Source organism: Massilia sp. Masssp93 (assembly GCF_059491295.1).
Window position 1 is genome coordinate 779,047 of record NZ_CP168502.1, and the last position, 21,347, is coordinate 800,393.

General features: G+C 66.3%; 16 protein-coding genes. 12 read left to right on the forward strand and 4 right to left on the reverse strand.

Going from position 1 to position 21,347, the window contains the following annotated elements; translation table 11 throughout:
* The first annotated feature begins 340 nt into the window (after positions 1 to 340).
* The 5 genes from ACEN9Q_RS03405 to ACEN9Q_RS03425 all read left to right on the forward strand — a co-directional run bounded on the left by ACEN9Q_RS03405 (position 341) and on the right by ACEN9Q_RS03425 (position 6,121).
* Complete coding sequence (locus ACEN9Q_RS03405) at positions 341 to 2,218, forward strand: potassium transporter Kup (RefSeq protein ID WP_495627373.1); 1,878 nt, start codon at positions 341 to 343, stop codon at positions 2,216 to 2,218.
* Positions 2,219 to 2,323: 105 nt separating this feature from the next.
* Positions 2,324 to 3,922: a sensor domain-containing diguanylate cyclase gene (locus tag ACEN9Q_RS03410; protein WP_495627374.1), complete on the forward strand. Its 1,599-nt coding sequence runs from the start codon at positions 2,324 to 2,326 to the stop codon at positions 3,920 to 3,922.
* A 94-nt stretch (positions 3,923 to 4,016) separates the two neighbouring features.
* Complete coding sequence (locus tag ACEN9Q_RS03415; protein ID WP_495627375.1) at positions 4,017 to 4,481, forward strand: MarR family winged helix-turn-helix transcriptional regulator; 465 nt, start codon at positions 4,017 to 4,019, stop codon at positions 4,479 to 4,481.
* A 164-nt stretch (positions 4,482 to 4,645) separates the two neighbouring features.
* Positions 4,646 to 5,299: an outer membrane protein gene (locus tag ACEN9Q_RS03420; protein WP_495627376.1), complete on the forward strand. Its 654-nt coding sequence runs from the start codon at positions 4,646 to 4,648 to the stop codon at positions 5,297 to 5,299.
* A gap of 63 nt (positions 5,300 to 5,362) precedes the next feature.
* The gene (locus ACEN9Q_RS03425) at positions 5,363 to 6,121 is read left to right on the forward strand and encodes a hypothetical protein (protein ID WP_495627377.1); all 759 of its coding nucleotides are present in this window, start codon (positions 5,363 to 5,365) and stop codon (positions 6,119 to 6,121) included.
* Positions 6,122 to 6,148: 27 nt separating this feature from the next.
* Here the strand turns inward: ACEN9Q_RS03425 and ACEN9Q_RS03430 are convergent, their stop codons facing one another.
* Positions 6,149 to 7,030: a LysR family transcriptional regulator gene (locus ACEN9Q_RS03430; RefSeq protein ID WP_495627378.1), complete on the reverse strand. Its 882-nt coding sequence runs from the start codon at positions 7,028 to 7,030 to the stop codon at positions 6,149 to 6,151.
* Between the two features lie 115 nt (positions 7,031 to 7,145).
* Between ACEN9Q_RS03430 and ACEN9Q_RS03435 the strand changes: the two genes are divergently transcribed.
* The 3 genes from ACEN9Q_RS03435 (at position 7,146) to ACEN9Q_RS03445 (ending at position 9,932) form a co-directional block, all read left to right on the forward strand.
* Positions 7,146 to 8,015 carry an SDR family oxidoreductase gene (locus ACEN9Q_RS03435; RefSeq protein ID WP_495627379.1) on the forward strand — a complete coding sequence of 290 codons (870 nt, stop codon included), beginning with the start codon at positions 7,146 to 7,148 and terminating at the stop codon, positions 8,013 to 8,015.
* A 274-nt stretch (positions 8,016 to 8,289) separates the two neighbouring features.
* A complete protein-coding gene (locus ACEN9Q_RS03440) occupies positions 8,290 to 9,102 on the forward strand; it encodes a prohibitin family protein (RefSeq protein ID WP_056439465.1) in 813 nt (270 codons plus the stop codon).
* A gap of 251 nt (positions 9,103 to 9,353) precedes the next feature.
* Positions 9,354 to 9,932, forward strand: coding sequence for a porin family protein (locus ACEN9Q_RS03445; RefSeq protein WP_495627380.1), 579 nt, complete (start codon positions 9,354 to 9,356; stop codon positions 9,930 to 9,932).
* Positions 9,933 to 9,997: 65 nt separating this feature from the next.
* Here the strand turns inward: ACEN9Q_RS03445 and ACEN9Q_RS03450 are convergent, their stop codons facing one another.
* Positions 9,998 to 12,478 carry a TonB-dependent receptor gene (locus ACEN9Q_RS03450; protein ID WP_495627381.1) on the reverse strand — a complete coding sequence of 827 codons (2,481 nt, stop codon included), beginning with the start codon at positions 12,476 to 12,478 and terminating at the stop codon, positions 9,998 to 10,000.
* 229 nt (positions 12,479 to 12,707) lie between these two features.
* On the opposite strand from ACEN9Q_RS03450, the gene ACEN9Q_RS03455 reads away from it, so the two are divergent.
* From ACEN9Q_RS03455 to ACEN9Q_RS03470, 4 genes are all read left to right on the forward strand, one after another.
* Positions 12,708 to 13,715, forward strand: a complete 1,008-nt coding sequence (locus ACEN9Q_RS03455) for a LacI family DNA-binding transcriptional regulator (protein WP_495627382.1) — start codon at positions 12,708 to 12,710, stop codon at positions 13,713 to 13,715.
* A gap of 64 nt (positions 13,716 to 13,779) precedes the next feature.
* Complete coding sequence (locus ACEN9Q_RS03460; protein WP_495627383.1) at positions 13,780 to 16,122, forward strand: glycoside hydrolase family 65 protein; 2,343 nt, start codon at positions 13,780 to 13,782, stop codon at positions 16,120 to 16,122.
* Positions 16,122 to 16,778: a beta-phosphoglucomutase gene (gene pgmB / locus ACEN9Q_RS03465; RefSeq protein WP_495627384.1), complete on the forward strand. Its 657-nt coding sequence runs from the start codon at positions 16,122 to 16,124 to the stop codon at positions 16,776 to 16,778. Before ACEN9Q_RS03460 ends, pgmB begins: the two co-directional genes overlap by 1 nt.
* A gap of 46 nt (positions 16,779 to 16,824) precedes the next feature.
* Positions 16,825 to 18,075: an MFS transporter gene (locus ACEN9Q_RS03470; protein ID WP_495627385.1), complete on the forward strand. Its 1,251-nt coding sequence runs from the start codon at positions 16,825 to 16,827 to the stop codon at positions 18,073 to 18,075.
* A 67-nt stretch (positions 18,076 to 18,142) separates the two neighbouring features.
* Here ACEN9Q_RS03470 and ACEN9Q_RS03475 read toward each other — a convergent pair whose 3' ends face one another.
* Together ACEN9Q_RS03475 and ACEN9Q_RS03480 are read right to left on the reverse strand one after the other, a co-directional pair.
* Complete coding sequence (locus ACEN9Q_RS03475; RefSeq protein WP_082547833.1) at positions 18,143 to 20,251, reverse strand: sensor domain-containing protein; 2,109 nt, start codon at positions 20,249 to 20,251, stop codon at positions 18,143 to 18,145.
* Positions 20,252 to 20,360: 109 nt separating this feature from the next.
* The gene (locus ACEN9Q_RS03480; protein WP_495627386.1) at positions 20,361 to 21,158 is read right to left on the reverse strand and encodes a hypothetical protein; all 798 of its coding nucleotides are present in this window, start codon (positions 21,156 to 21,158) and stop codon (positions 20,361 to 20,363) included.
* Positions 21,159 to 21,347 lie beyond the last annotated feature (189 nt).

Consider the following 21,347-nt stretch of genomic DNA (forward strand, 5'->3'; position numbering starts at 1 on the left):
CAGTTGAGCGCAGCCGCTTGCCATGCCCCAGGCCAGGGCAAGGAACAAGACGATCGCGCCGATGAAGACGATATCCATGCGTACCTCGTTGTTCAGGTTGATCGGAAAGCCAGGGCGGCGGCGACAGCCGTTCCTGTCGGACGGTCGTGCGCCTTGCCGTCATGCGTTGCGATGCAATGGAGTGTAGAGACGCGGACGTAAAGATTTTCTAAAAAGATGTCCGGCGCGGATAAACGGTTTATTTACGGACGGGGTCGTGCGCCGTCGGGCAGTGTTTTTACAAAATATTTATGCGCCGCCCGGTACGATACCGCTCCCGAATACCGTCTGGAGGACCCGGTTGGATACGCAGCAGAACAACAAGAAAGTGGCCGGCCTCGCGCTCGCCGCCATCGGCATCGTGTACGGCGACATCGGCACCAGTCCGCTGTACTCGCTGAAGACCGTCTTCGATCCCACGCATGGGCTGGCGCTCACGCCGGCCAACCTGGTCGGCGTCGTATCGCTGATCTTCTGGGGCCTGACCATCATCGTTTCGTTCAAATACGTGGCGCTGGTCCTGCGCGCCGACAATCGCGGCGAAGGCGGCATCATGGCGCTCCTGGCGCTCGCGCTGGCAGCCGTCGGCGAGCGCAAGCGCCTGCACACCGCGCTGCTGCTGATCGGGGTATTCGGCGCGTCGTTGTTCTACGGCGACAGCGTCATCACGCCGGCGATTTCGGTCCTGTCGGCGGTCGAGGGCCTGGAGGTCGCCACCCCGGCGATGCAGGCTTATGTCGTGCCGTTGACGATCGTCATCCTGATCGGCCTGTATGCGGCCCAGAGTCACGGCACCGCCGGCATCGGCCGCTGGTTCGGCCCGATCATGCTGGTGTGGTTCGCGGTGCTGGCGGCAATAGGCGTCCTGAACATCGCCCGCAGCCCTGCCATCCTGGTCGCGCTCAATCCGTGGCATGCGCTGCGCTTCTTCATCGACAACCGCGGCATCGCCTTTCTCGCGCTTGGCGCGATCGTCCTGGCGTTCACGGGCGCCGAGGCGCTGTACGCCGACATGGGCCACTTCGGCAGGAAGCCGATCCGGCTCGCCTGGTTCGCCGTCGCCTTTCCGGCGCTGGCCCTGAACTACCTCGGCCAGGGCGGCCTGTTGCTGGCCCGCCCGGAAGCGATCGCCAATCCTTTCTTCCAGCAGCTGGGCAGCTGGAGCGTCTATCCGCTGGTCGTGCTGTCCACCATCGCGACCGTCATCGCATCGCAGGCGACGATATCCGGCACGTTCTCGATGACCAAGGAAGCGATCGCACTCGGCTTCCTGCCGCGCATGCGCGTCGTGCACACGTCGGAACGGGAGATCGGGCAGATCTATCTTCCGCTCATCAACTGGCTGCAGCTGATCGCGGTGCTGCTGGCCGTCGTCGGATTCGGCTCGTCCGAGCAACTGGCATCGGCCTACGGCATCGCGGTCACCGCAACGATGCTGGCGACGACGATCCTCACGTATTTCGTGATCCGCTACCGCTGGCGCATGAACCTGCTGCTGTGCCTGGGCGCGACCGGCTTTTTCCTGGTGATCGACGTGGCGTTCTTTTCGGCGAACGCCCTCAAGATATTGCATGGCGGCTGGTTCCCGTTGTTGCTGGGCGTATTGCTGTTCACCCTGATGCTCACCTGGCGCCGGGGGCGCCAGCAAGTGTTCGACAACCTGCAAAAGCATGCCATTCCACTCGACGCTTTCTTGGAGTCATTGTTCATTGGGCCGCCGACGCGGGTGCCCGGTACGGCGATTTTCCTGCGCGGCGAAAGCGATGGCGTACCGCATGCGATGCTGCATAATCTTTCGCATAACAAGGTGTTGCACGAACGTGTCGTGTTTCTCACCGTGCACATCACGGACGAGCCCCGTGTCGACCCGCAGTCCCAGGTCCGCATCACCGGGCTTGGCCACGGCTGCCATCAGGTCGACGTGACGTTCGGTTTCAAGGACGAGCCGGACATTCCCGGCATGCTGGGCCTCTGCGCACGCCACGGGCTGGCGTTCGACATGATGGAGACCTCGTTCTTCGTCGCGCGGCAAACCGTGATCTCGACGCCGGGCGCGGGCATGGCGCCATGGCGCGAGCACCTGTTCGTCGCGATGCAGCGCAACGCGCGCGATGCCGCCGACTACTACCGGATCCCGACCAACCGGGTCATCGAGCTGGGAACGCAAGTCGAAATCTAGGCATCCGCGGATCACGCATGAGGCCTGGCCGCATCGTGCCGTGCGCCGGTGGACGCCGCGGCGCGACGCGGCTAAGCTGGAGCCCCGCAGGATTCGGAGCATCGCATGCACAATTCCGATGACGGTGCCGGCCACGGCACCGACCACGCCGGCGCCGCGCTGCCTGCGCTCGACGGGCCGCGCCGTCCATTGGCGGCGCTGACCGTCGCGCTGCTGTCCTGCTTTTGCCTGTTGCTGGCCGGCCTGCAGGGCTGGAGCGCCTGGCATGCCTACCGGACCCGCCTGGACGACAGCCGCGTCGCCACGGCCAACATGACGCGCGCGCTGGCGTCGCATGCGGAGACGTCGATCAAGCTCGGCGATGCCGTGCTGGCCGAGATGGTCGAGCGCATCGAGCACGACGGCCTGGACGACGCCGCCACGGAACGCCTGACGTTGCGGCTGCGCGAGCTCACGCACGACGTCGGCGAACTGCACGGCCTGTTCGTGTACGGCCCGGACGGGAAGTGGCTGACGTCGTCGCTGCCGCGTCCCATGCAGGGCAATAATTTCGACCGCGAGTATTTCCAATACCACCTGCTGCACACCGGGCGCGGCACCCACGTGAGCGTGCCCGTGCGCAGCCGCTCGACCGGCGTGTGGATCCTGCCGCTGTCGCGCCGCATCGAGGCGCCCGACGGCACCTTCGCCGGGGTGGTGCTGGCCACGCTCAACCTGGGGTGGTTCGGCCGCTTCTACGACAGCTTCGACGTCGGCAAGAACGGCACCATCCTGCTGGCGCTCGACAACGGCACGCTGGTCTACCGCCGTCCGTTCCACGATGACCAAGTCGGCATGGACATCCGCAACGGCACCATCTGGGAGCAGGCCCAGCGCAGCGGCCAGCCCGGCTCGGCCGTGCTGGCGCCCAGGATCGACAACATCGAGCGCCTGTACAGCTACCGGCACCTGACGGGTTTTCCGCTGTTCGTCGCCAGCGGGGAGGCCAAGGACGAGATCCTGGCCGGATGGCGCCGCAGCACGCTGCAGACGGGCGTGCTGGTGCTGGCGGCGATTTGCGCGCTGGCGTGGGGCGGCGTGCTCCTCGTGCGCCAGATCCGCGTCCGCGAGCGGCTCGAACACGACCTGCGCCGCGCGGGCGCCGCGCTGCAGCGCCACAACGAGTCGTTGCAGAACCTGGCCGACAGCGACGCCTTGACGAACCTCGCCAATCGCCGCCTGTTCGAGGACCGCCTCGTGCGCGAATACGACCGCGCGCGCCGCAGCGGCGCGCCGTTCGCCCTCGTCATGGCCGACATCGACCATTTCAAGCAGTACAACGACCATTACGGCCACCCGGCCGGCGACGACTGCCTGCGCAAGGTGGCCGGTGCCGTCGCCGACGGCGCGCGCCGTCCGGCCGACCTGGCCGCGCGCTACGGCGGCGAGGAATTCGCCGTCATCCTCGCCGATACCGACCTGGCCGGCGCCAATGCGGTGGCCGACAGGATCCGTGCATCCGTGGCCGGCCTCGACCTGCGCCATCCGGACAGCCCGTCCGGCCGCGTCACCCTCAGCATGGGCCTGTACGTCGGCCATCCGTCCCTGGCCGAACGCAACGATCCGCTGGCCTGGGTCGACGTGGCCGACCGGCTGCTGTACGAGGCAAAGGACACGGGCCGGAACCGCGTCGTCGCGCGCGAGGGCCACGAGGCGGCGGCTTGAACCCTGCCGTGCGCCCCGCGGCGGCGGAAGGCCTACACTGGCGTGGAGCCCGCTCGGTGCGGGCATTGACGGCGCGCGATCCGATCTGCGAACCATGGAAGCCAACGACTCATCCACCCGGCACGGCAAGCGGACGCCGCTTCTCGACGACCAGTTGTGTTTTGCGCTGTACTCGACCGGCCTGGCGATGAACAAGGTGTACCGCAAGCTGTTGCGCCGGCTGGATCTGACCTATCCGCAATACCTCGTCATGCTGGTGCTGTGGGAAAAGGACGAGCAGACGGTATCCGAGATCGGCGCCCGGCTGTTCCTCGACTCGGCCACGCTGACGCCGCTCCTCAAGCGGCTCGAGGCGGCCGGCCTGGTGACGCGGACCCGTTCCGCCCTGGACGAGCGCCAGGTCGTCGTCGCCCTGAGCCCCGGCGGCCGCGCGCTCGAGCGCGAAGCCGCCGCGATCTACGACGGCGTACTGTGCGCCGCCGCCTGCGCGCCGTCCGAACTGGCGGCCATCAAGCGCCAGCTGGACATGCTGCGCGGTAAACTGGCCGACCATACGTAGCGGCGCCGCGACGGCTGCGTGTGGTCATCGGGGCGCGCGCTCCGGTCGCCCGCTTTGTTGTAACAACGTGAAACATCGTACGTATATCGTGATGCGATCTTGAACACGGAATGCTATCGTGACGGGGTCTCCGGTTGAATCATCCACGACAACGAGGGAGGACGATGAAGACATCCAGTTTTGCATTGGCCGCCGGGCTGCTTGCCGCCGGCGGCGCCCAGGCTCAACTGCTGGACGGCGCGACCGCGCCCAGGACGCTGTCGTCGACGCCCGCGCCGTCGCAACCGTTCGGGAAAGTCCAGCCCGTCCCGCGCACCTATATGGGCAATGCCGCGGAGCCGGTCGGACTGAAAAATCCCTCCAAGAGTGAGTTCGGCGTCTATGTGGCGGACCCGAAACTGTTCGGCGGCATCAACCTCAGTCCGAACGTCGCGCTCGAAACGGGGTACGCGAACCTCTACACCCGCGGCTATCACTTCGCCGACTACGCCAGGCCCGACGAAGTGAACGGTGCCTTGGGCACCAAGGGCTTCAACAGCTACCTGGCCGCCAGGGTCAACGTGCCCGTCAACGACAGTTTTTCCGCCTACGGGAAGGTGGGCGTCGCCTACAGCGAGCGCGTGGCCCACGACAAGACCCTGCGCGCCACTGCCTCGGACAGCGACGTGGGCGCCTATGCCGGGATGGGCGCGCGCTACAAGCTGACCGAGAAGGCGTCGGTGTCCGCGCAGTACGAGCAGTACGGTAACAGCGCGAAGAAATGGGGCAGCGAGACCAATAATTCCGGGCTGAGCGCCAAGTTCAGGATGGGCTTCTGAGCCTGCGGCCCATGGCGCGCGCCTTGTGTCAGAATGTCGGCCGGTTCGACGTGAAAGACGCACATGGATAAATTGATTTCGGAATTGACCCGCCTGTACCTGGTGCCGGACAGCCAGGCCGCGCAGGCGCTGGCGCAACGGGGCGGCGGCGGGCCGTGCGCGCCCGTCGACCTCGTGTCGGATGACGGCCTGACGCGCGCCATCGCGATCCCGTTTCGCAAGGCGCCCGGCGCGGACGAGCAGCACTGGGAGCACCTGTGCACCGTCGCGAACGGCCTGCAGGAGGACTTCGGCTTTCCGGCGCCCGCGGTGAGCGTCGCCAGCGCGGGCGGCTTCGTGCTGTGGCTGTCGCTGGCGGTGCCCGTCCCGGTGGCCGCGGCGCGGCGCTTCGTCGACGGCCTGGCCCGCCTGTGGCCGGACACGCTGCCGGACGCCGCCGCCGTCGCCATCCCAGTGGAACTGCCGCCGTGCCTGAACGGGGCGACCGGCACCTGGGCCGCCTTCATCCACCCGGGCATGGGCGCGTCGTTCGCGGACGAATCCGGGCTCGACATGCCGCCGCCCGTGGCGGGGCAGGTCGCGTTCCTGGAAGGGCTGGACAGCATCACGGCCGGGCAGTTCGATGCGGCGCTGGCCCGGCTGGAGCCGGTGGCGCCGGCGGCGCCGGTCCGGCCGTCCGCCGCGCCGGCGCGCCACGACGCGGGCATCCCGGACGGGCTGCTGCTCAAGGATGCCACGCTGGAAGACATCGTCCGCGCCCTGCATGCGCGCGACATCGAGCCGACATTCCGTTTCGTGCGCATGGAACGCCCGGCGCAATGAACCCGTCCGGCCTGCGCGGCCGGCCGGTCAACCGGCGAGATACGCCGCCAGCTCGTCCGGCGTCCCTTTCGGAAATGCCGCCTTCAGGTAATCGAGGAAGGCGGACACGCGCGCACTCAGCAGCCGCCGCGACGGGTACAGCGCCCACAGGGCAATCTCCGGCCCGGCCACGTCGCCCCAGCTCACCAGCGTGCCGGCGGCGAGATCGCGGCTGACGAGCGAGACCGGCAGGCAGCCCGCGCCGACGCCCGCCCGCACGGCGTCGCGCACCATCACCAGCGATGACAGGCGCAGTACCGGGTCGATCGCGATCTCCGGCTGTTCCATCACGCGCCAGGCTGCCTGGACACTCGTGGTCCGCACGACCGCGGGCACGGCCGCAGCGCCCGCCGGCCGGACCAGCGCCGGGCTCGCCACGACGGCGAGCCGGTCGCGCAGGAAGATGCGGCCGACGAGGTTTTCGTCCGGATCCGGATTGACGCGGATCACGAGGTCATAGCCTTCCTCGACCATGTCCACGGGCCGGTCTTCCGTCGTCACTTCCAGCCGCACCTCCGGGTAGCGCAAGGCGAACCCGGCGGCCAGCTTCCCCATCGCCGTCTGCGCGAACAGCAGCGGCGCGCTGACCCGCAGCCGGCCGCGCGGCCGCGCGCCGCCCGAGGCGAGCGCCGCCGCCGTTTCGTCGATTTCCGTCAGCAACGCCCCCGTCCGCTCGTACAGCGCCCGCCCTTCCTCGGTGAGCTTGAGCACGCGCGCCCCCCTTTCGAGCAGGCGCAGGCCGAGGCCGGCCTCCAGCTCGGCGACGCGGCGCGACAGGGTCGCCTTCGGGCGGCCGGTCGCCCGTGCGGCGCGGCCGAACCCGCCGTGACGGGCGACGAGGTTGAAATCGGCGAGGGCGAGCAAGTCCATGTGTTTCACCTGTGAGACGGAATGTCTAAATATACCGTCTATCGGCGCACCTGTGGGACGTCTAAGCTGTGAAGCGTCAACCGACACTTATCAACTTCCACCAGGAGCAAACATCATGACCATTCTCGTCACCGGAGCAACGGGCAACGTCGGCCGCCACGTCGTCGATCAACTCGTGAAGCGCGGCGCCAATGTCCGCGTACTCGTCCGCAACCCCGCGAAAGCCGATTTCCCGGCCGGCGTCGACGTCGTCCAGGGCGACCTGCTCGACGTCGATGCGCTGCGCGGCGCGTTCGCCGGCGTGTCCACGCTGTTCCTGCTGAATGCCGTCGTGCCCGACGAATTCACGCAGGCGCTGGTCGCGCTCAACGTCGCCCGGGAAGCGGGTGTGGACCGGGTCGTCTACCTGTCCGTCATCCACAGCGACCTGTACGTCAACGTGCCTCACTTCGCGGGCAAGTTCGGCGTCGAGCGGATGATCGAGCGGATGGGCTTTTCCGCCACGATCCTGCGTCCGGCCTATTTCATGGACAACGACGTCACGATCAAGGACGTCGTGCTCGGCTACGGCACCTACCCGATGCCGATCGGCGCCAAGGGCCTGGCCATGATCGCCGTGCGCGACATCGGCGAGATCGCGGCCATCGAGCTGATCCACCGCCACAACGCCACGCGGCCGCTGCCGACCGAGCGGATCAATCTGGTCGGTCCGGACACGCTGACGGGGGCGGACGTCGCCGCCATCTGGTCGGACGTGCTGCAACGCCCGATCGCGTACGGCGGCGACGACACGGCCGGGTTCGAGCAGAACCTGCGCCGGTTCATGCCGGCCTGGATGGCGTACGACATGCGCCTGATGAGTGAGCGCTTCCTTACCGACGGCATGGTCCCGGCGGCGGGCGACGTCGCGCGGCTGGTTGCGCTGCTGGGACGGCCGCTGCGTTCGTATCGCGACTTCGCCGCCGGCATCGCCGCCGCGGCCTGACGCCACGAGGCTTCGGCTTTCCCGCAGTTGAACCTCTGATATTTCTGATTCTTTTGTTGACCCGACCGCTATACACTTGTTCATCGTCAACTCATATAGAAACGTCGATAAACCTGCTGCGCGTTGCACTGTTGTCCTGCGATGCTCGCTGTACTTGCGTACAGATCCGCTTCTCGGACACCATTGCGGCCGCTCGCGACGGTTTCTCGAGGTTCCTAATTGACGAGCTGCCGGCCAAAGTCGATCGGCGGAACCAAGCAGAAAGGGATGCAAAATGAATCGAGTATCACTGAACGCGGGCGCAAAAATCATCGTCCTGGTGGTCGTCCTGTTCCTGGTGTGGGCGCTGGCGCCGTTCGGGACCGTGCCGGCAGGCTACCGGGGCGTGATGACGACGTTCGGCAGCCCGGGCGACCAGGTGCTGAGCGAGGGCATCCACTTCCGCGTGCCGCTGGCGCAAAAGCTCAACCTGGTCAACGTCTCGATCCAGAAGGGCGAAGGCGACGGCGACGCGGCCTCGCGCGACCTGCAGACCGTGCACACCCGCGTGGCGCTGAACTACCACGTGCGGCCGGATGCCGCCATCACGGTGTTCCGCGACCTGGGCAACGAGCCGGGTCAGCGCATCATCATCCCGTCCGTGCAGGAGGCGGTGAAGGCCGTCACCGCGCGCTTCACGGCCGAGGAATTGATCGCCAAGCGGACCGACGTGCGCGACCAGATCGTCACCCAGCTGCGCGAACGGCTGGCGCGCCACGGCATCATGGTGGACGAGTTCTCGATCGTGAACTTCAATTTCTCGCGCTCGTTCAACGAAGCGATCGAAGCCAAGACGACGGCCGAGCAGCTCAAGCTCAAGGCGGAACGCGACCTGCAGCGCATCGAGGTGGAAGCGAAGCAGCGCGTGGCGCAGGCCAAGGCCGAGGCGGAATCGCTGGCCGTGCAGCGCCAGCAGGTGACGCCGGAACTGATCCGCCTGCGCGAGATGGAAAACCAGCGCATGGCCATCGAGAAGTGGGACGGCAAGCTGCCGAATGTGGCGGGCGGTGCGATCCCGTTCATCAATGTGACGAACGAGGCGAAGTAAGCACTGCAATTGTAAAACTGTGAAACAAAAATAGCGTCGACGTATGGCTGGCAACACGCAGCCATCGTCGCGTTATGTCTTGTAATAATCATTGACACATCGGCATGCATATTCGACCTGAAGGTCGGTTGTCTGCATACCCGTAACAGATCCTTACCAATCCGGGATTTTTGCTTTCTGAACACATTGCTATCGTGGCGACCGTCGCGATTCATTCCGAATCGTGCGCCAGACCACAACAGGAGATAGCAATGAAAGCATTCACCTTCGTCCTCGCCGCCGCCGCGCTCGCCGCAGGCACCGCCGCTCACGCGCAGCAATCGTCGACCCCGTCCGATACGGTGTCTTATCGTCCCTACGTCGGCATCGGCGTGGTGAGCGCGGGCAACATCACGACCGGCAGCCGCCATGCAGACGCCAAGATCTTCGGCGGCGTCGACTTGTCGAACAACGTCGGTGTCGAGGCGGGTTATGTGAACTTCTCGAGCCAGGATGTTCATTTCTCGGAGGCGATGACCAACACGCCTGGCGGCACCACATTGGCGACCAAGGGCTACAGCGCGTATATCGCCGCCAAGTACACGGTGCCCATCAACGACCGGTTCTCGGCCTACGGCAAGCTGGGCGTGGCGCGCAACCAACGCAAGCTGAGCGGAAGCTTTGGCCTGTCGGACACGGATACCAACGATAACGTGTATGCCGGTCTCGGCGTGCAGTACAAGCTGAACGAGCGCATGTCCGTCGTCGGCGAATACGAGAACTACGGCAAGCAGCAAGCCTTCGGCGCGCGCCCCGGCGTGTGGTCGGCGGGCCTGAAGGTCGGGTTCTGAACGAAAAAAGGCGGGACCGAAGTCCCGCCAAGAGGGTACAGCAGAAGAAGCGGTAAATCAGGCCATCAGAAGCGGTAGGTGAACGACGCTTCCCACGTGCGGCCGAAGATCGGACGGGCGTTGATCGGGCCGACGCTGCTGCCGACGAGGCGCGAATTGCCTTCGGTCAGGCCGAGCGCGTTGTTGACGTTGGTGCCGGTGACGCGGAATTCCAGCTTGTCGGACAGCTCGGCCAGGATGCCCAGGTCCAGCGTGTTATACGACGGCAGGTACTGGGTGTTCTGCTGGTCGGCCCAGCGCGCGCCCACGTGCGCGTAGGTGCCGTACAGGCGCAGCGCGTAATCGCCCAGCGGGATGCGGTAGCTCGGCGAGAAGCGGTACTGGAACTTCGGCTGGCGCTGCACCTGGTTGCCCGCAATGGTCGGGTTGTCCTTGTACGTGGAATCCTGCCAGTCGCCCGTCAGCTGCAGTTGCAGGCCCGTGATCGGGCGCACGGCCAGTTCGAATTCCACGCCCTTGCCGTGCGAGCCGCTCACCGAGTACAGCACGCCGGTCGTGGTGATCTGCTGGAACGAGATGCCCGTGAAGTCCGTGAAGAAGGCGTTGACGTAGGCGCTGTACAGCGGCGTCGCGGTCTTGTAGCCGATCTCGTACTGCGTGACTTTCGGCGTCGGGACGCGGTTGCGGTCGTTCACGACGTCCTGGCTGCCGGCATTGCGCAGGTCGTCGAAATAGATGAACGTGTGGCCCTGGTTGGCGCGCACGAACACGCTGGAATCCTTCGTCAGCTTGTACAGGCCGCCGGCCGTGAACGAGTTCGCGGAGTCGTCGCGCGACAGGCCCGTGAAGCTGCCGCTTGGCTGCGACGTGCCGTTGTTGTACACGGTCAGCGGATTGTTGTCCGTGTCGCCCGACGTCAGGTTCGAGATCGAGCCCGAGATGTGCTGCTTCTCGTGGCGCATGCCCGCGTCGACCTTGATGCGGTCGTTGATGCGCCATTCGTCGGCCAGGAACACGGCCGTGTTGTTGCCGTCGTACGAGGCGATCGGCGCGTAGAACACGTTGCCGTCGGTGCCGTTGTGCGACACGACGGTGCCGTTGTTCAGGGCGACGTCGATGAGGCGCGCGTTCGGCGTGGCCGTCATCAGGTGGCTGTTGCCGAGGTACCAGACGTCGTGCGACGAGTAGTTCGCGACGTAGGCGCCGGCCGTGACGGTGTTGTCGTGGCCGACATCCTTGCTGACGCGGAATTCGTCCGTGAACGAGCGCAGCTTTTTCTCGACGGCCCACAGGCCCGCCTGCACGACCTGCTGGTTCGCGGCGACGGTGCCGCCGCCGTTCGTGTACGTGATGGCGCCGCCGGTGGCGGGCGCGCCGGCCGCGGCCAGCACGGCGGAATTGCCGTTGGCGGAGGCGATGGCCTGGCTCACGTAATCGGCCGCGCTCAGCGGGTTGTTACCCGTGAACATGGCGATGGTGTTGAGGTCGCCCTTGAAATAATTGAACTTGTTCGACACGTCCCAGCCGTTCAGCTTTTGCTGGAAATCGGCGCCGACCAGGTTCGAGGAGAGGCCGCGGCCATCGCCCAGGTCGTAGTTCAGCGTCTTGCCCGGGCCGGCCTCGACCGTGAAGTTGCGCATCTCGTTGCTCATCAGGGTGCCGCGCAGCGGATCGAAGCCCGGGAACGACGAGATCGTGTGGCCGTTGTTCGACGAGATCAGCGGCACGCCCGTGTAGAACGCGTTCTTGTCGGACGTGGAGCGGGCATAGACCGTCAGCTCGCCCTGGTCCAGCTTGCGGGTGAGCGAGGCGGACAGCTGGCCGCCGTCGTCGGCCGGGAAGCCCGAGTCGCGCACGCCGTTCGTCGTGCGGTAGAAGCCGCCGATCATGCCGTACCAGCCTTCGGCGATCTTGCCGCTGTAGACGCCGTCGAAGCGGCGCAGGCTGCCGGTGCCGGTCGTGAAGCGCAGGCTGCCTTCCGGATCGTCGCTACCTTTCTTCATGATGAAGTTCATCGTCGCGCCCGGCTGGCCGCTCGAATAGATCGTGCTCGGACCGCCGCGCAGCACTTCGACGCGCTCGATCGTGTCATCCAGGCGGAAGGCGGACGAGCCTTCGAAGAACGACAGCACGGGCACGGGGAAGATCGGGTTGCCGTTCATCTGCACGGAAACGAACGGCGAGTCGCTGCCCGACGGGAAGCCGCGCACTTCGATGTTGGCGCCGGACTGGCCGCCCGTCGCTTCGGCATACACGCCCGGCACGATCTTGAGGACGTCGGCCGTGCTGGACGGCGCGGCCTGCTTCAGCTGTTCCTCGGTCGCGGTGGTGATCGAGAAGCTCGTGTCGATCTTGCGCGTGCCCGAGGCCGATGCCGTACCGGTCACGACGACTTGCTGGATTTCTTGCTGGACGTTGTCCTTCGGGGGCTGGGGAGAAGCCTGCTGGGCGCTCGCCTGGGACTGGGTGACGAGTGCGAGGACGGCGAGGGCAACTGCCGACAGTTGCGGGAACTGCATGGTGTTTTTCAGCATGGGGCTGTTCATATTATGCTCTCTTGTGATTGGGAACCGGCTGCGGGGCGTCTCCTCCCCGGATTTCCCGTCGATTGATGGTCCGACAAGGAAAGTGCGGTCATTGAAACATCGGATGACATCGATGTCAATCAAAATGCTATCGATGTCATTTTTTGTCGACAACGCAAAAAAATCTGTCATAATCCGTTCCGCTCAAGTAATCTGATACCGCTACCTCAGCCTTACCCTCACGAACACCATGGCGCAAGCGAAAAAAAATCCAGTCGGCGACTCCGCAGTGACGATGGAAGACCTGGCGAAGATCGCCGGCGTCTCCACGATCACGGTGTCGCGCGCGCTGCGCGACAGTCCGCTCGTGACGGAAAACACACGGGAAAAGATCCGCAAGATCGCGGCCGAGCAGGGCTACCGCTTCAACATCAGCGCGCGCAACCTGCGCATGCGCCGCTCGTATTCCGTCGCCGTCGTCGTCGAGATGACGCCCGTGAAAGGGCGGCCGATGTCGGACCCGTATCCGCTCGAACTCCTGGGCGGCATCACGCAGGAATTGACGACGGCCGGCTACAGCGTGGTGCTCACGTCCAAGCAGCTGCTCGACACGGCGCCGGTGCAGGGCGCCGACGGCCTGATCCTGCTGGGCCAGGGCTCGCACGGCGAGGCCGTCAAGGCGCTGCAACAGACCACGTTGCCGCTCGTCGTGTGGGGCGCGCCGGAAGACGGCGCCACGTACACGGTGGTCGGTTCCGACAACCGCAAGGGCGGCGCCAGCGTCGCCGAGCGCTTCCTGGAGCAGGGCCGGCGCAAGCTGATCTTCGTCGGCGACGTCGACCACGCCGAGGTGCAGGAACGCTGCGCCGGCTTCATCGACGCGCTGTCGAACCGCGCCACCGTGCACATCCTGCGCCCGAAGGCGTTTACGTTCGAGGCGGGTTTCGACTGCGTGACGTCGCTGCTGAAAAAGAAGAGCGGCCACAGCATCGACGGCCTGTTCGCCGCCAGCGACCTGCTGGCGATGGGCGCCATCCGCGCGCTGACGGAAGCGGGCCTGCGCGTGCCCGACGATATTTCCGTGATCGGCTACGACGACACGCCGGGCGCCGCCAGCTTCGTGCCGCCGCTCACGAGCGTCCATCAATACCTGCGCGACGGCGGCGTGCTGCTCGCGAAAAAAATGCTGGCCATGATCGACGGCGAGCGCGTGCAGTCCGAAACGCTGCCGACCACGCTGATCGTACGCCACACCTGATCTCCCCCGCACACCGACAAGCTTGAAGAACGCGCCCCGCGCACGAGACGAGGAAACTGAAGTGATGAATGACATCGATACCACGAATGACATCGATAACAATGGCGCCATCGCGGCCGAGCCCTGGCGCATCCGCGAGGCCGCGTTCGATCCGGCGCGCGCGTTCCTGCACGAGACCCTGTTCACGCTGGGGAACGGCTACATCGGCATGCGCGGCACGCCCGACGAAGGCACGCGCGAGGGCGGGGGCCAGACGCTGGAAGGCACGTACCTGAACGGCTTTTACGACACGGAAGCCATCCGCTATCCCGAAAACGCGTATGGCCTGGCGCGCGTGAACGAATTCATGCTCAACGTGCCGAACGCCAAGCGCGTCGCGGCCGTCGTCGACGGCGAACGCTTTTCGCTCGATGGCGGCCGCGTGCTCGCGTGGGAGCGCACGCTGGACCTCAAAACCGGCCTGCTGGTGCGCACGGTCGAGTGGGAGACGGCGACCGGCAAGCGCCTGCGCATCGCCAGCCGCCGGCTCGTGTGCTGCGCGCGCAAGCACGTCGCGGCCATCGAGTATGCCGTCACGCCGCTGAATTTTTCGGGCCCCGTGCGCATCGATGCCGACATCGATGCCGCCGTGACGAACCTGCAGGCGGGCGACGATCCGCGCGTCGGGTCCGCGCTGACGGGATCGTCGCTGATCGAGACGGGACGCGACGTCGGCGCGCACGACGTGCTGCTGCTGCAGCGCACGCGCCACAGCGGGTTTGCGCTGGCCACCGCGACGGCGTCCGTGCCGTCGGGCGCCGCGGTGCGCGTCGCGCCGGCTGAGTTGGGCCACGTGTTCGAGGCCGACGTCGCGCAGGGCGCCACGTTCACGCTGCACAAATACGTCGCCTACGCCAGCTCGCGCGACATGGCGATCGATGCCGTCGGCCCGCACGCGCGCGCCGAACTGGCGCAGGCCCGCGCCGCCGGGTTCGAGGCGCTGGCGCGCGAGCAGGCCGGCTACCTGGCCCGCTTCTGGAGTGATGTCGACGTGTCCATCGCCGGCGACGACGCCCTGCAGCAGGGCGTGCGCTTCAACCAGTTCCACCTGCTGCAGTCCGTGGGCCGCGACGGCAAGACGAACATCGCGGCCAAGGGTGTGACGGGCGAGGGCTATGAAGGCCACTATTTCTGGGACACGGAGATCTATGTGTTCCCGTTCTTCCTGTTCTCCCGCCCCGAGATCGCGCGCGCCCTGCTGCAGTACCGCTACAACGGCCTGCCCAAGGCGCGCGAGCGGGCGCGCCAGATGGCGCACGCCAAGGGCGCGCTGTACCCGTGGCGCACGATCGCGGGCGAGGAGTGTTCCGCCTATTTCCCGGCCGGCACCGCGCAATACCACATCAACGCGGACGTCGCGTACTCGATCCGCCTGTACCTGCTGGCGACCGGCGACTTCGACTTCATGGCGGAGCAGGGCGCCGAGATCGTGCTGGAGACGGCGCGCATCTGGACCGGCATCGGCGGCTACGACCGCAAGGGCCGCTTCTGCATCAACGAGGTGACGGGACCGGACGAATACACGGCCCTCGTCAACAACAACTACTACACGAACGCGATGGCGCGCATGCACATGACGTTCGCGGCGGACGTCGCCGAGCGCCTGCGCGCCGAGCGGCCCGCCGACTACGCGCGCGTCGCGCACGCCATCGGCTTGTCCGACGACGAAATCCGGTCCTGGCGCGCGGCCAGCGCGGCGATGTTCCTGCCGTACGACGACGACCTCGGTATCCACGAACAGGACGACAGCTTCCTGTCCAAGAAGCCGTGGGATTTCGCGAACACGCCGCCAGAAAACTATCCGCTGCTGCTCAACTACCACCCGCTCGTCATCTATCGCCACCAGGTGTGCAAGCAGGCGGACGTCGTGCTGGCGCTGCTGCTGTTGTCGAACCAGTTTTCGGAGGGCGACAAGCGCCGCGACTTCGATTTCTACGAAGGCGTGACGACGCACGATTCCTCGCTGTCGTCCTGCATCTTCAGCATCGTCGCCAGCGAGATCGGCTATCGCGACAAGGCCTACGCCTACTTCATGGAGACGGCCCGCCTCGACCTCGACAACACCCACGCCAACACGCAGTACGGCGTGCACACGGCCGCGATGGCCGGCACCTGGCTGGGCGTCGCCTACGGCTTTGCCGGCATGCGCCTCGACGACGCCGGCCTGCGCTTCGCGCCGACCCTGCCGGACCAATGGACCGGCTACCGCTTCAACGTGCAGGTGCGCGGCGCGCTGCTGGAAGTGGCGGTCGACGGCGCCGGCACCGGCTACCGCCTGCTGCGCGGCGAACGCCTGGCGTTCGCCCACGGCGGCACCCCGATCGCACTCGACGCGCAGCGCACGCACATCCGCATGGAGAACAAATAATGAGCACCCGCCCGGTTTCCAGATTCAAGGCCGTGATCTTCGATCTCGACGGCGTCATCACCGACACCGCGCACTACCACTACCTCGCATGGAAGCGCCTGGCGGACAGCGTCGGGGCGCCGTTCGACGAAGCGTTCAACGAGCAGCTGAAAGGCGTCGACCGCATGGGCTCCCTGGCCCTGATCCTCGCGCGCGCGCCGCGCGCCTACACGCCCGAGGAACAGCGTGCGCTGGCCGATGCCAAGAACGGCCATTACCAGGAACTGATCGCGACGATGACGCCGACCGACCTGCTGCCGGGCGCCTTGCGAGCGCTGGAAGACGTGCGCGCGGCGGGCCTGAAGATCGGTCTCGCGTCGGTCAGCCGCAACGCGTTCACGGTGCTGGACCGCCTGGGCATCCGCGACCGCTTCGACGACGTCGTCGATGCCGCGACCGTCGTCAACGGCAAGCCCGATCCGGAGATCTTCCTCACCGCGGCCGCGCACCTGGGCGTGCCGCCCGCGGACTGCCTCGGCGTGGAAGACGCGGCCGCGGGCGTCGCGTCGATCAAGGATGCGGGCATGGTCGCGGTGGGCGTGGGCCGTCCGGACGTGCTGTACCGGGCCGACCGCGTGATACCTTCGATGGAAGCGTTCCGGCTCGAAGACTACTGACGCGCATCGCAATAACGATAATGACAAAAAACAAGCGGAGACAAACGTGAACCAACGCCGCATCCTGCTGGCCCTCTTCCTGATCTACTTCGTGTTCGCCATCCTGCTCAACAGCGTGGGCACGGTGATCCTCCAGGTCATCCACAACTACGGCGTCGACAAGGGCGCGGCCAGCGTGCTCGAAGGGTTCAAGGACCTGCCGATCGCGATCGTGTCCTTCCTCGTCGCGTCGACCCTGCCGCGCTTCGGCTACAAGAAGGCGATGCTGCTGGCGCTGGCGATCGTCGCCGCCGCCACGCTGGCGATGCCGCTGATTCCCGCCTTCGCCACGGCCAAGCTGCTGTTCCTGTGCGTGGGCGTCGCGTTCGCGCTGGCGAAGGTGTCCGTGTACTCGACCATCGGCCTCGTCGCGCGCGACCGCAAGCATCATGCGGGCATCACGAACCTGCTGGAAGGCTTCTTCATGGTCGGCGTGCTGTCGGCGTACTGGATCTTCGGCTTCTTCATCGATTCCGACCATCCCGCCTCGACGAGCTGGCTGAACGTCTACTGGATCCTGTGCGCGCTGTGCGTGGCGACGTTCCTGCTCGTGCTGTCGACGTCCTTCGACGAGCACGGCGCGGCGCCGCCGCACAGCCGCGGGCCGGCCGCGGACTTCGTCGAGATGCTGCGCCTGTTCGCCCGTCCGCTCGTGTGCGTGTTCGTGCTGACCGCGTTTTTATATGTGCTCGTCGAGCAGGCCGTCGGCACGTGGCTGCCGACGTTCAACAACGAGATCCTCAAGCTGCCCGCCGCGATGAGCGTGCAGGTCACGAGCATCTACGCGGGCTGCCTCGCGGTGGGACGGCTGTCGGCGGGCGTCATCATGCGCCGCCTGAACTGGTATCCGGTGCTGACCGCGTGCATGCTGGCGATGGGCGCGACGGTGCTGCTCGCGTTGCCCCTCACGCACGGCGTCAAACTCGACCCCAACGTGACGTGGGCGACGGCGCCGGTGGCCGCGTTCCTGTTCCCGTTCATTGGCCTGTTCATGGCGCCGATCTACCCGGGCATCAATTCCGTGATGCTCAGTTCTCTCCCGAAGCACCAACACGCGCCGATGACGGGCCTGCTCGTGATCTTTTCGGCGCTGGGCGGCACGACCGGATCGCTCATCACGGGGTATGTGTTCGGGCATTTCAACGGCCACTTCGCGTTCTACCTGACGCTCGTGCCGATCGTGCTGATGGTGGGGAGCCTGTATGCGTTCAAGCGGCAGGTGGAGAAAGTGGTGACGGAGGTGGCTGTTACGGCGTAGGGTGGGCGGCCCCCGCCCACCATGCGTGTGCGGCCCGCGAACGTTCGGTGGGCGCGGGGCGCCCACCCTACTGGCAACCCGGATCGGCCTGCGCCGGCTCCGCGCTCTGCGCCAGCAGCAGCGCGCGAAAATCGCTGGCGCGCATCGGCTTGCCGATCAGGTATCCCTGCAGCACGTCGCATCCCGTCGAGCGGATCGCTTCCCGCTGCAGCTCCGTCTCGATGCCTTCGCAGATCACGTCCAGCTTGAGCGACTTGGCGAAGGCGATCACGCCGTTGACGATGTCGAGGCAGCGCTGGTCCTGCCCGATCTCGCGCACGAACGAGCGGTCGATCTTGATCGCGGTGATCGGCAGCTGGCGCAGGTACGACAGGTTCGAGTAGCCGGTGCCGAAGTCGTCGAGGGCGATGCGAAAGCCGACGCTCTGCAGTGAGCGCAGCACCAGCGCCGCCTTCTCGATGTCCTGCATCAGCATGCTCTCGGTGACTTCCAGCTTGATGCACTCGGCGTCCAGGCCGTAGCGCGCGACGATGTTCTTGAGCAGCGGCGGCAGGTTCTCGTCCGTCAGCTGGCGCGGCGAGACGTTCACCGCCATCCGCAGCCGGTAGCCCAGCAACTCCCATTCGCGCGCCTGGCGGCACGCTTCCTCGCACACCCAGGCGCCGACGGCGGTGATGGCGGGCGAGCCTTCCAGCATGGGCAGGAACAGGTCGGGGGCCAGCAGCCCGAGGCGCGGATGTTCCCAGCGCAGCAGCGCCTCGGCGCCGACGACGGCGCCGTTGGCGGCGCTGACCTGCGGCTGGTAGAACAGCACGAACTGGCGCCGTTCGAGGGCCGAGAACACGTCCTGGCGCAGCTCCAGGCGCTGCTTGAGCAGATGGCGCGCCTGCGGCGAGAACACGGCGAACGTGTGGCGGCCGTTGTCCTTCGCTTCGTACATGGCGGCGTCGGCGTTGTTGAGCAGTTCGTCGGCCGTGTAGTCGCTGCCGCTGCCGATCGCGATGCCGATGCTGCCGCCGATCGCCACGTGGTGGCCGTCGACCGGGATCGGGATGGCCAGCTGCTGCAGGACGGCCGCGGCCACCGCTTTCGCGCCTTCGGTATCCATGTCGTCGAGCACGAACACGAATTCGTCGCCGCTGATGCGCGCCACGGTGACGCCGCTGCTGGCGAGTCCGCCGAGGCGGCGCCCGATCTCCTGCAGCGCGGTGTCGCCGGCGCGGTGGCCGTGGGCGTCGTTGACTTCCTTGAAGTGGTCGAGGTCGACGAACAGCACGCCCACGTTGCGGTCTTCCTCGACCGAGCGCGCGAGCGCGTCGTCGAGTATGCGCAGGCAGCTGAAGCGGTTGTGCAAACCCGTCAGGCTGTCGTGCGTGGCCAGGTGCACGAGCCGCGTCTCGGCTTCCTTGCGCTCGGTGACGTCGGCAAAGAACACGGTCAGGCCTTCGCGCGACGGGTAGGCGCGGACTTCGATCCACATGCCCAGCGGTTCGTAATAGCTCTCGCAGCTGGCGACTTCCTGCTCGTCCATCGCGCGCATATAGGTCTGGTAGAACGGGCCGTCGACCGCTTCCGGGAATTCGTCCCACATGCGCTTGCCGATCAGCTCCTCCGGGCGGCGCGAGATCGCGGCCGCGCCGCGCGCGTTGATGTAGGTGAAGCGCCAGTCGTGGTCGACCGAGAAGCAGCCGTCGGCAATGCTCTCCAGCATGGTGCTCAGGCGTTCGCGCGCCTGCACGGCCGCGCGCTGGGCTTCCACCACCTCCGTCACGTCCTGCAGGAATGCGACGAAGTGCGTGGGCGCGGCGCCGTCTTCGCTCACGGGAAACAGATGCATGCGGCTCCAGAACAGGCTGCCGTCCTTGCGGTAGTTGCGCAGCAGGGCCGTGCAGATCTCGGCGTGTTCCACGCAATGGCGCATGCGTCCGATCTCGGGCTGGTCGCGGTCGTCGCGCTGCAGGAAGCGGCAGTTGCGGCCGACCACTTCGTGCGACAGGTAGCCCGTCAGCTTTTCGAAGGCGGGGTTGACGTAGGCGATCGGATTGTCCGGCAGGCTCGCGTCGGCAATGATGATGCCCGTGTTGCTGGCTTCGATCAGGCGCTTGAAGAACGGCACCGGCAGGTGCTCGATGTTTTCGAGGAGGGAGCGAACTTCTTCAGGAGAACAATTCTGCATGATCGTCTACCTTGACGCTGGACGTTGTCAGTGTAACGCCGCGTGCCGTCCGCGTGCAGCACGAAAGACAGTCGTGCTCGCCTTTGTTGCCGGGTGGCTGGAACCGGCGTCAGCCGATGCCCAGCGCGGCCATTTTCGCGCGCAGCGCGAGCCGGTCCGCATCGATCCGCGCGCCGTTCGTGCGGCTCGACAACGCGGCCCGGTCCTTGCGGCCAAGGAAGTAGGCGATGCGTTCCGCGTTGGCGCCGGACGGGTGCGGCATCCCGTGCAGGATGCGGTCGGGCGCAAGCACGCCGCGCTGCGCGAGCCAGTCGAGCGCGAGGCCGACCTTGGGGCCCAGCGGCACGTAGACGGCGTCGGGCAGGAGGCTCGCCTCGCGCGCGAAATAGTCGAGCAGCTGGGCTTGCAGCAGCGGGGTCGTCAGCATGTTCGGCGCCGCGCCGTTGTAGTTCTTCTGGTCGACGAAGACCGGGTGGCGCAGCACGGCCGTCACGTGCATCAGGTGCGCGTGCTCACCGAACAGCGAGGCGCAGCCGGCGATGCCGAGCCAGCGCTGCAGGCCCACGTGGTCGAGCAGGGCGACGAGGTTCGGGCGGATCGCGCCGCTGAACGCGCCCGTGTACTTGGCCGCGCGCAGCACCTCGTCCTGGCTTGCGCGGAGCGCGAGCAGGCGCCGCGCCTCGCGCACGGCGTTCTTCCACTGCACGAAGCCGGGCGAGATGCCGACCAGCACGACCCGCGCCGTGCGGTTCACGTAATCGAACGGGATGTAGTGGGCGCTCAGGGCGCCGGCGCGCGCCAGCAGGAAGCCGTCGGGGATCTGCGCGGGCGTGGCGACGGCGTCCGGATCGGTGTCCTGGATGAGGTCGCGGAACGATGAAAACGTGGCAATGGTGCTTGAAAGCATGATTTATGGGTATGCAACATGGGTCTGCAATCGATGTCACAAAGCGTTGTGCCGTTTATGGATACGAAAAATGATATCGAAGTTGCGGAAAAATTGATTGGATCGTTCTCACTCGAACGCCTAAGATTACCTTTAAGCATGCCAGTTCAGAAAGTGTGCCTCGCTTTCAGAAACATAACAATATTTAAA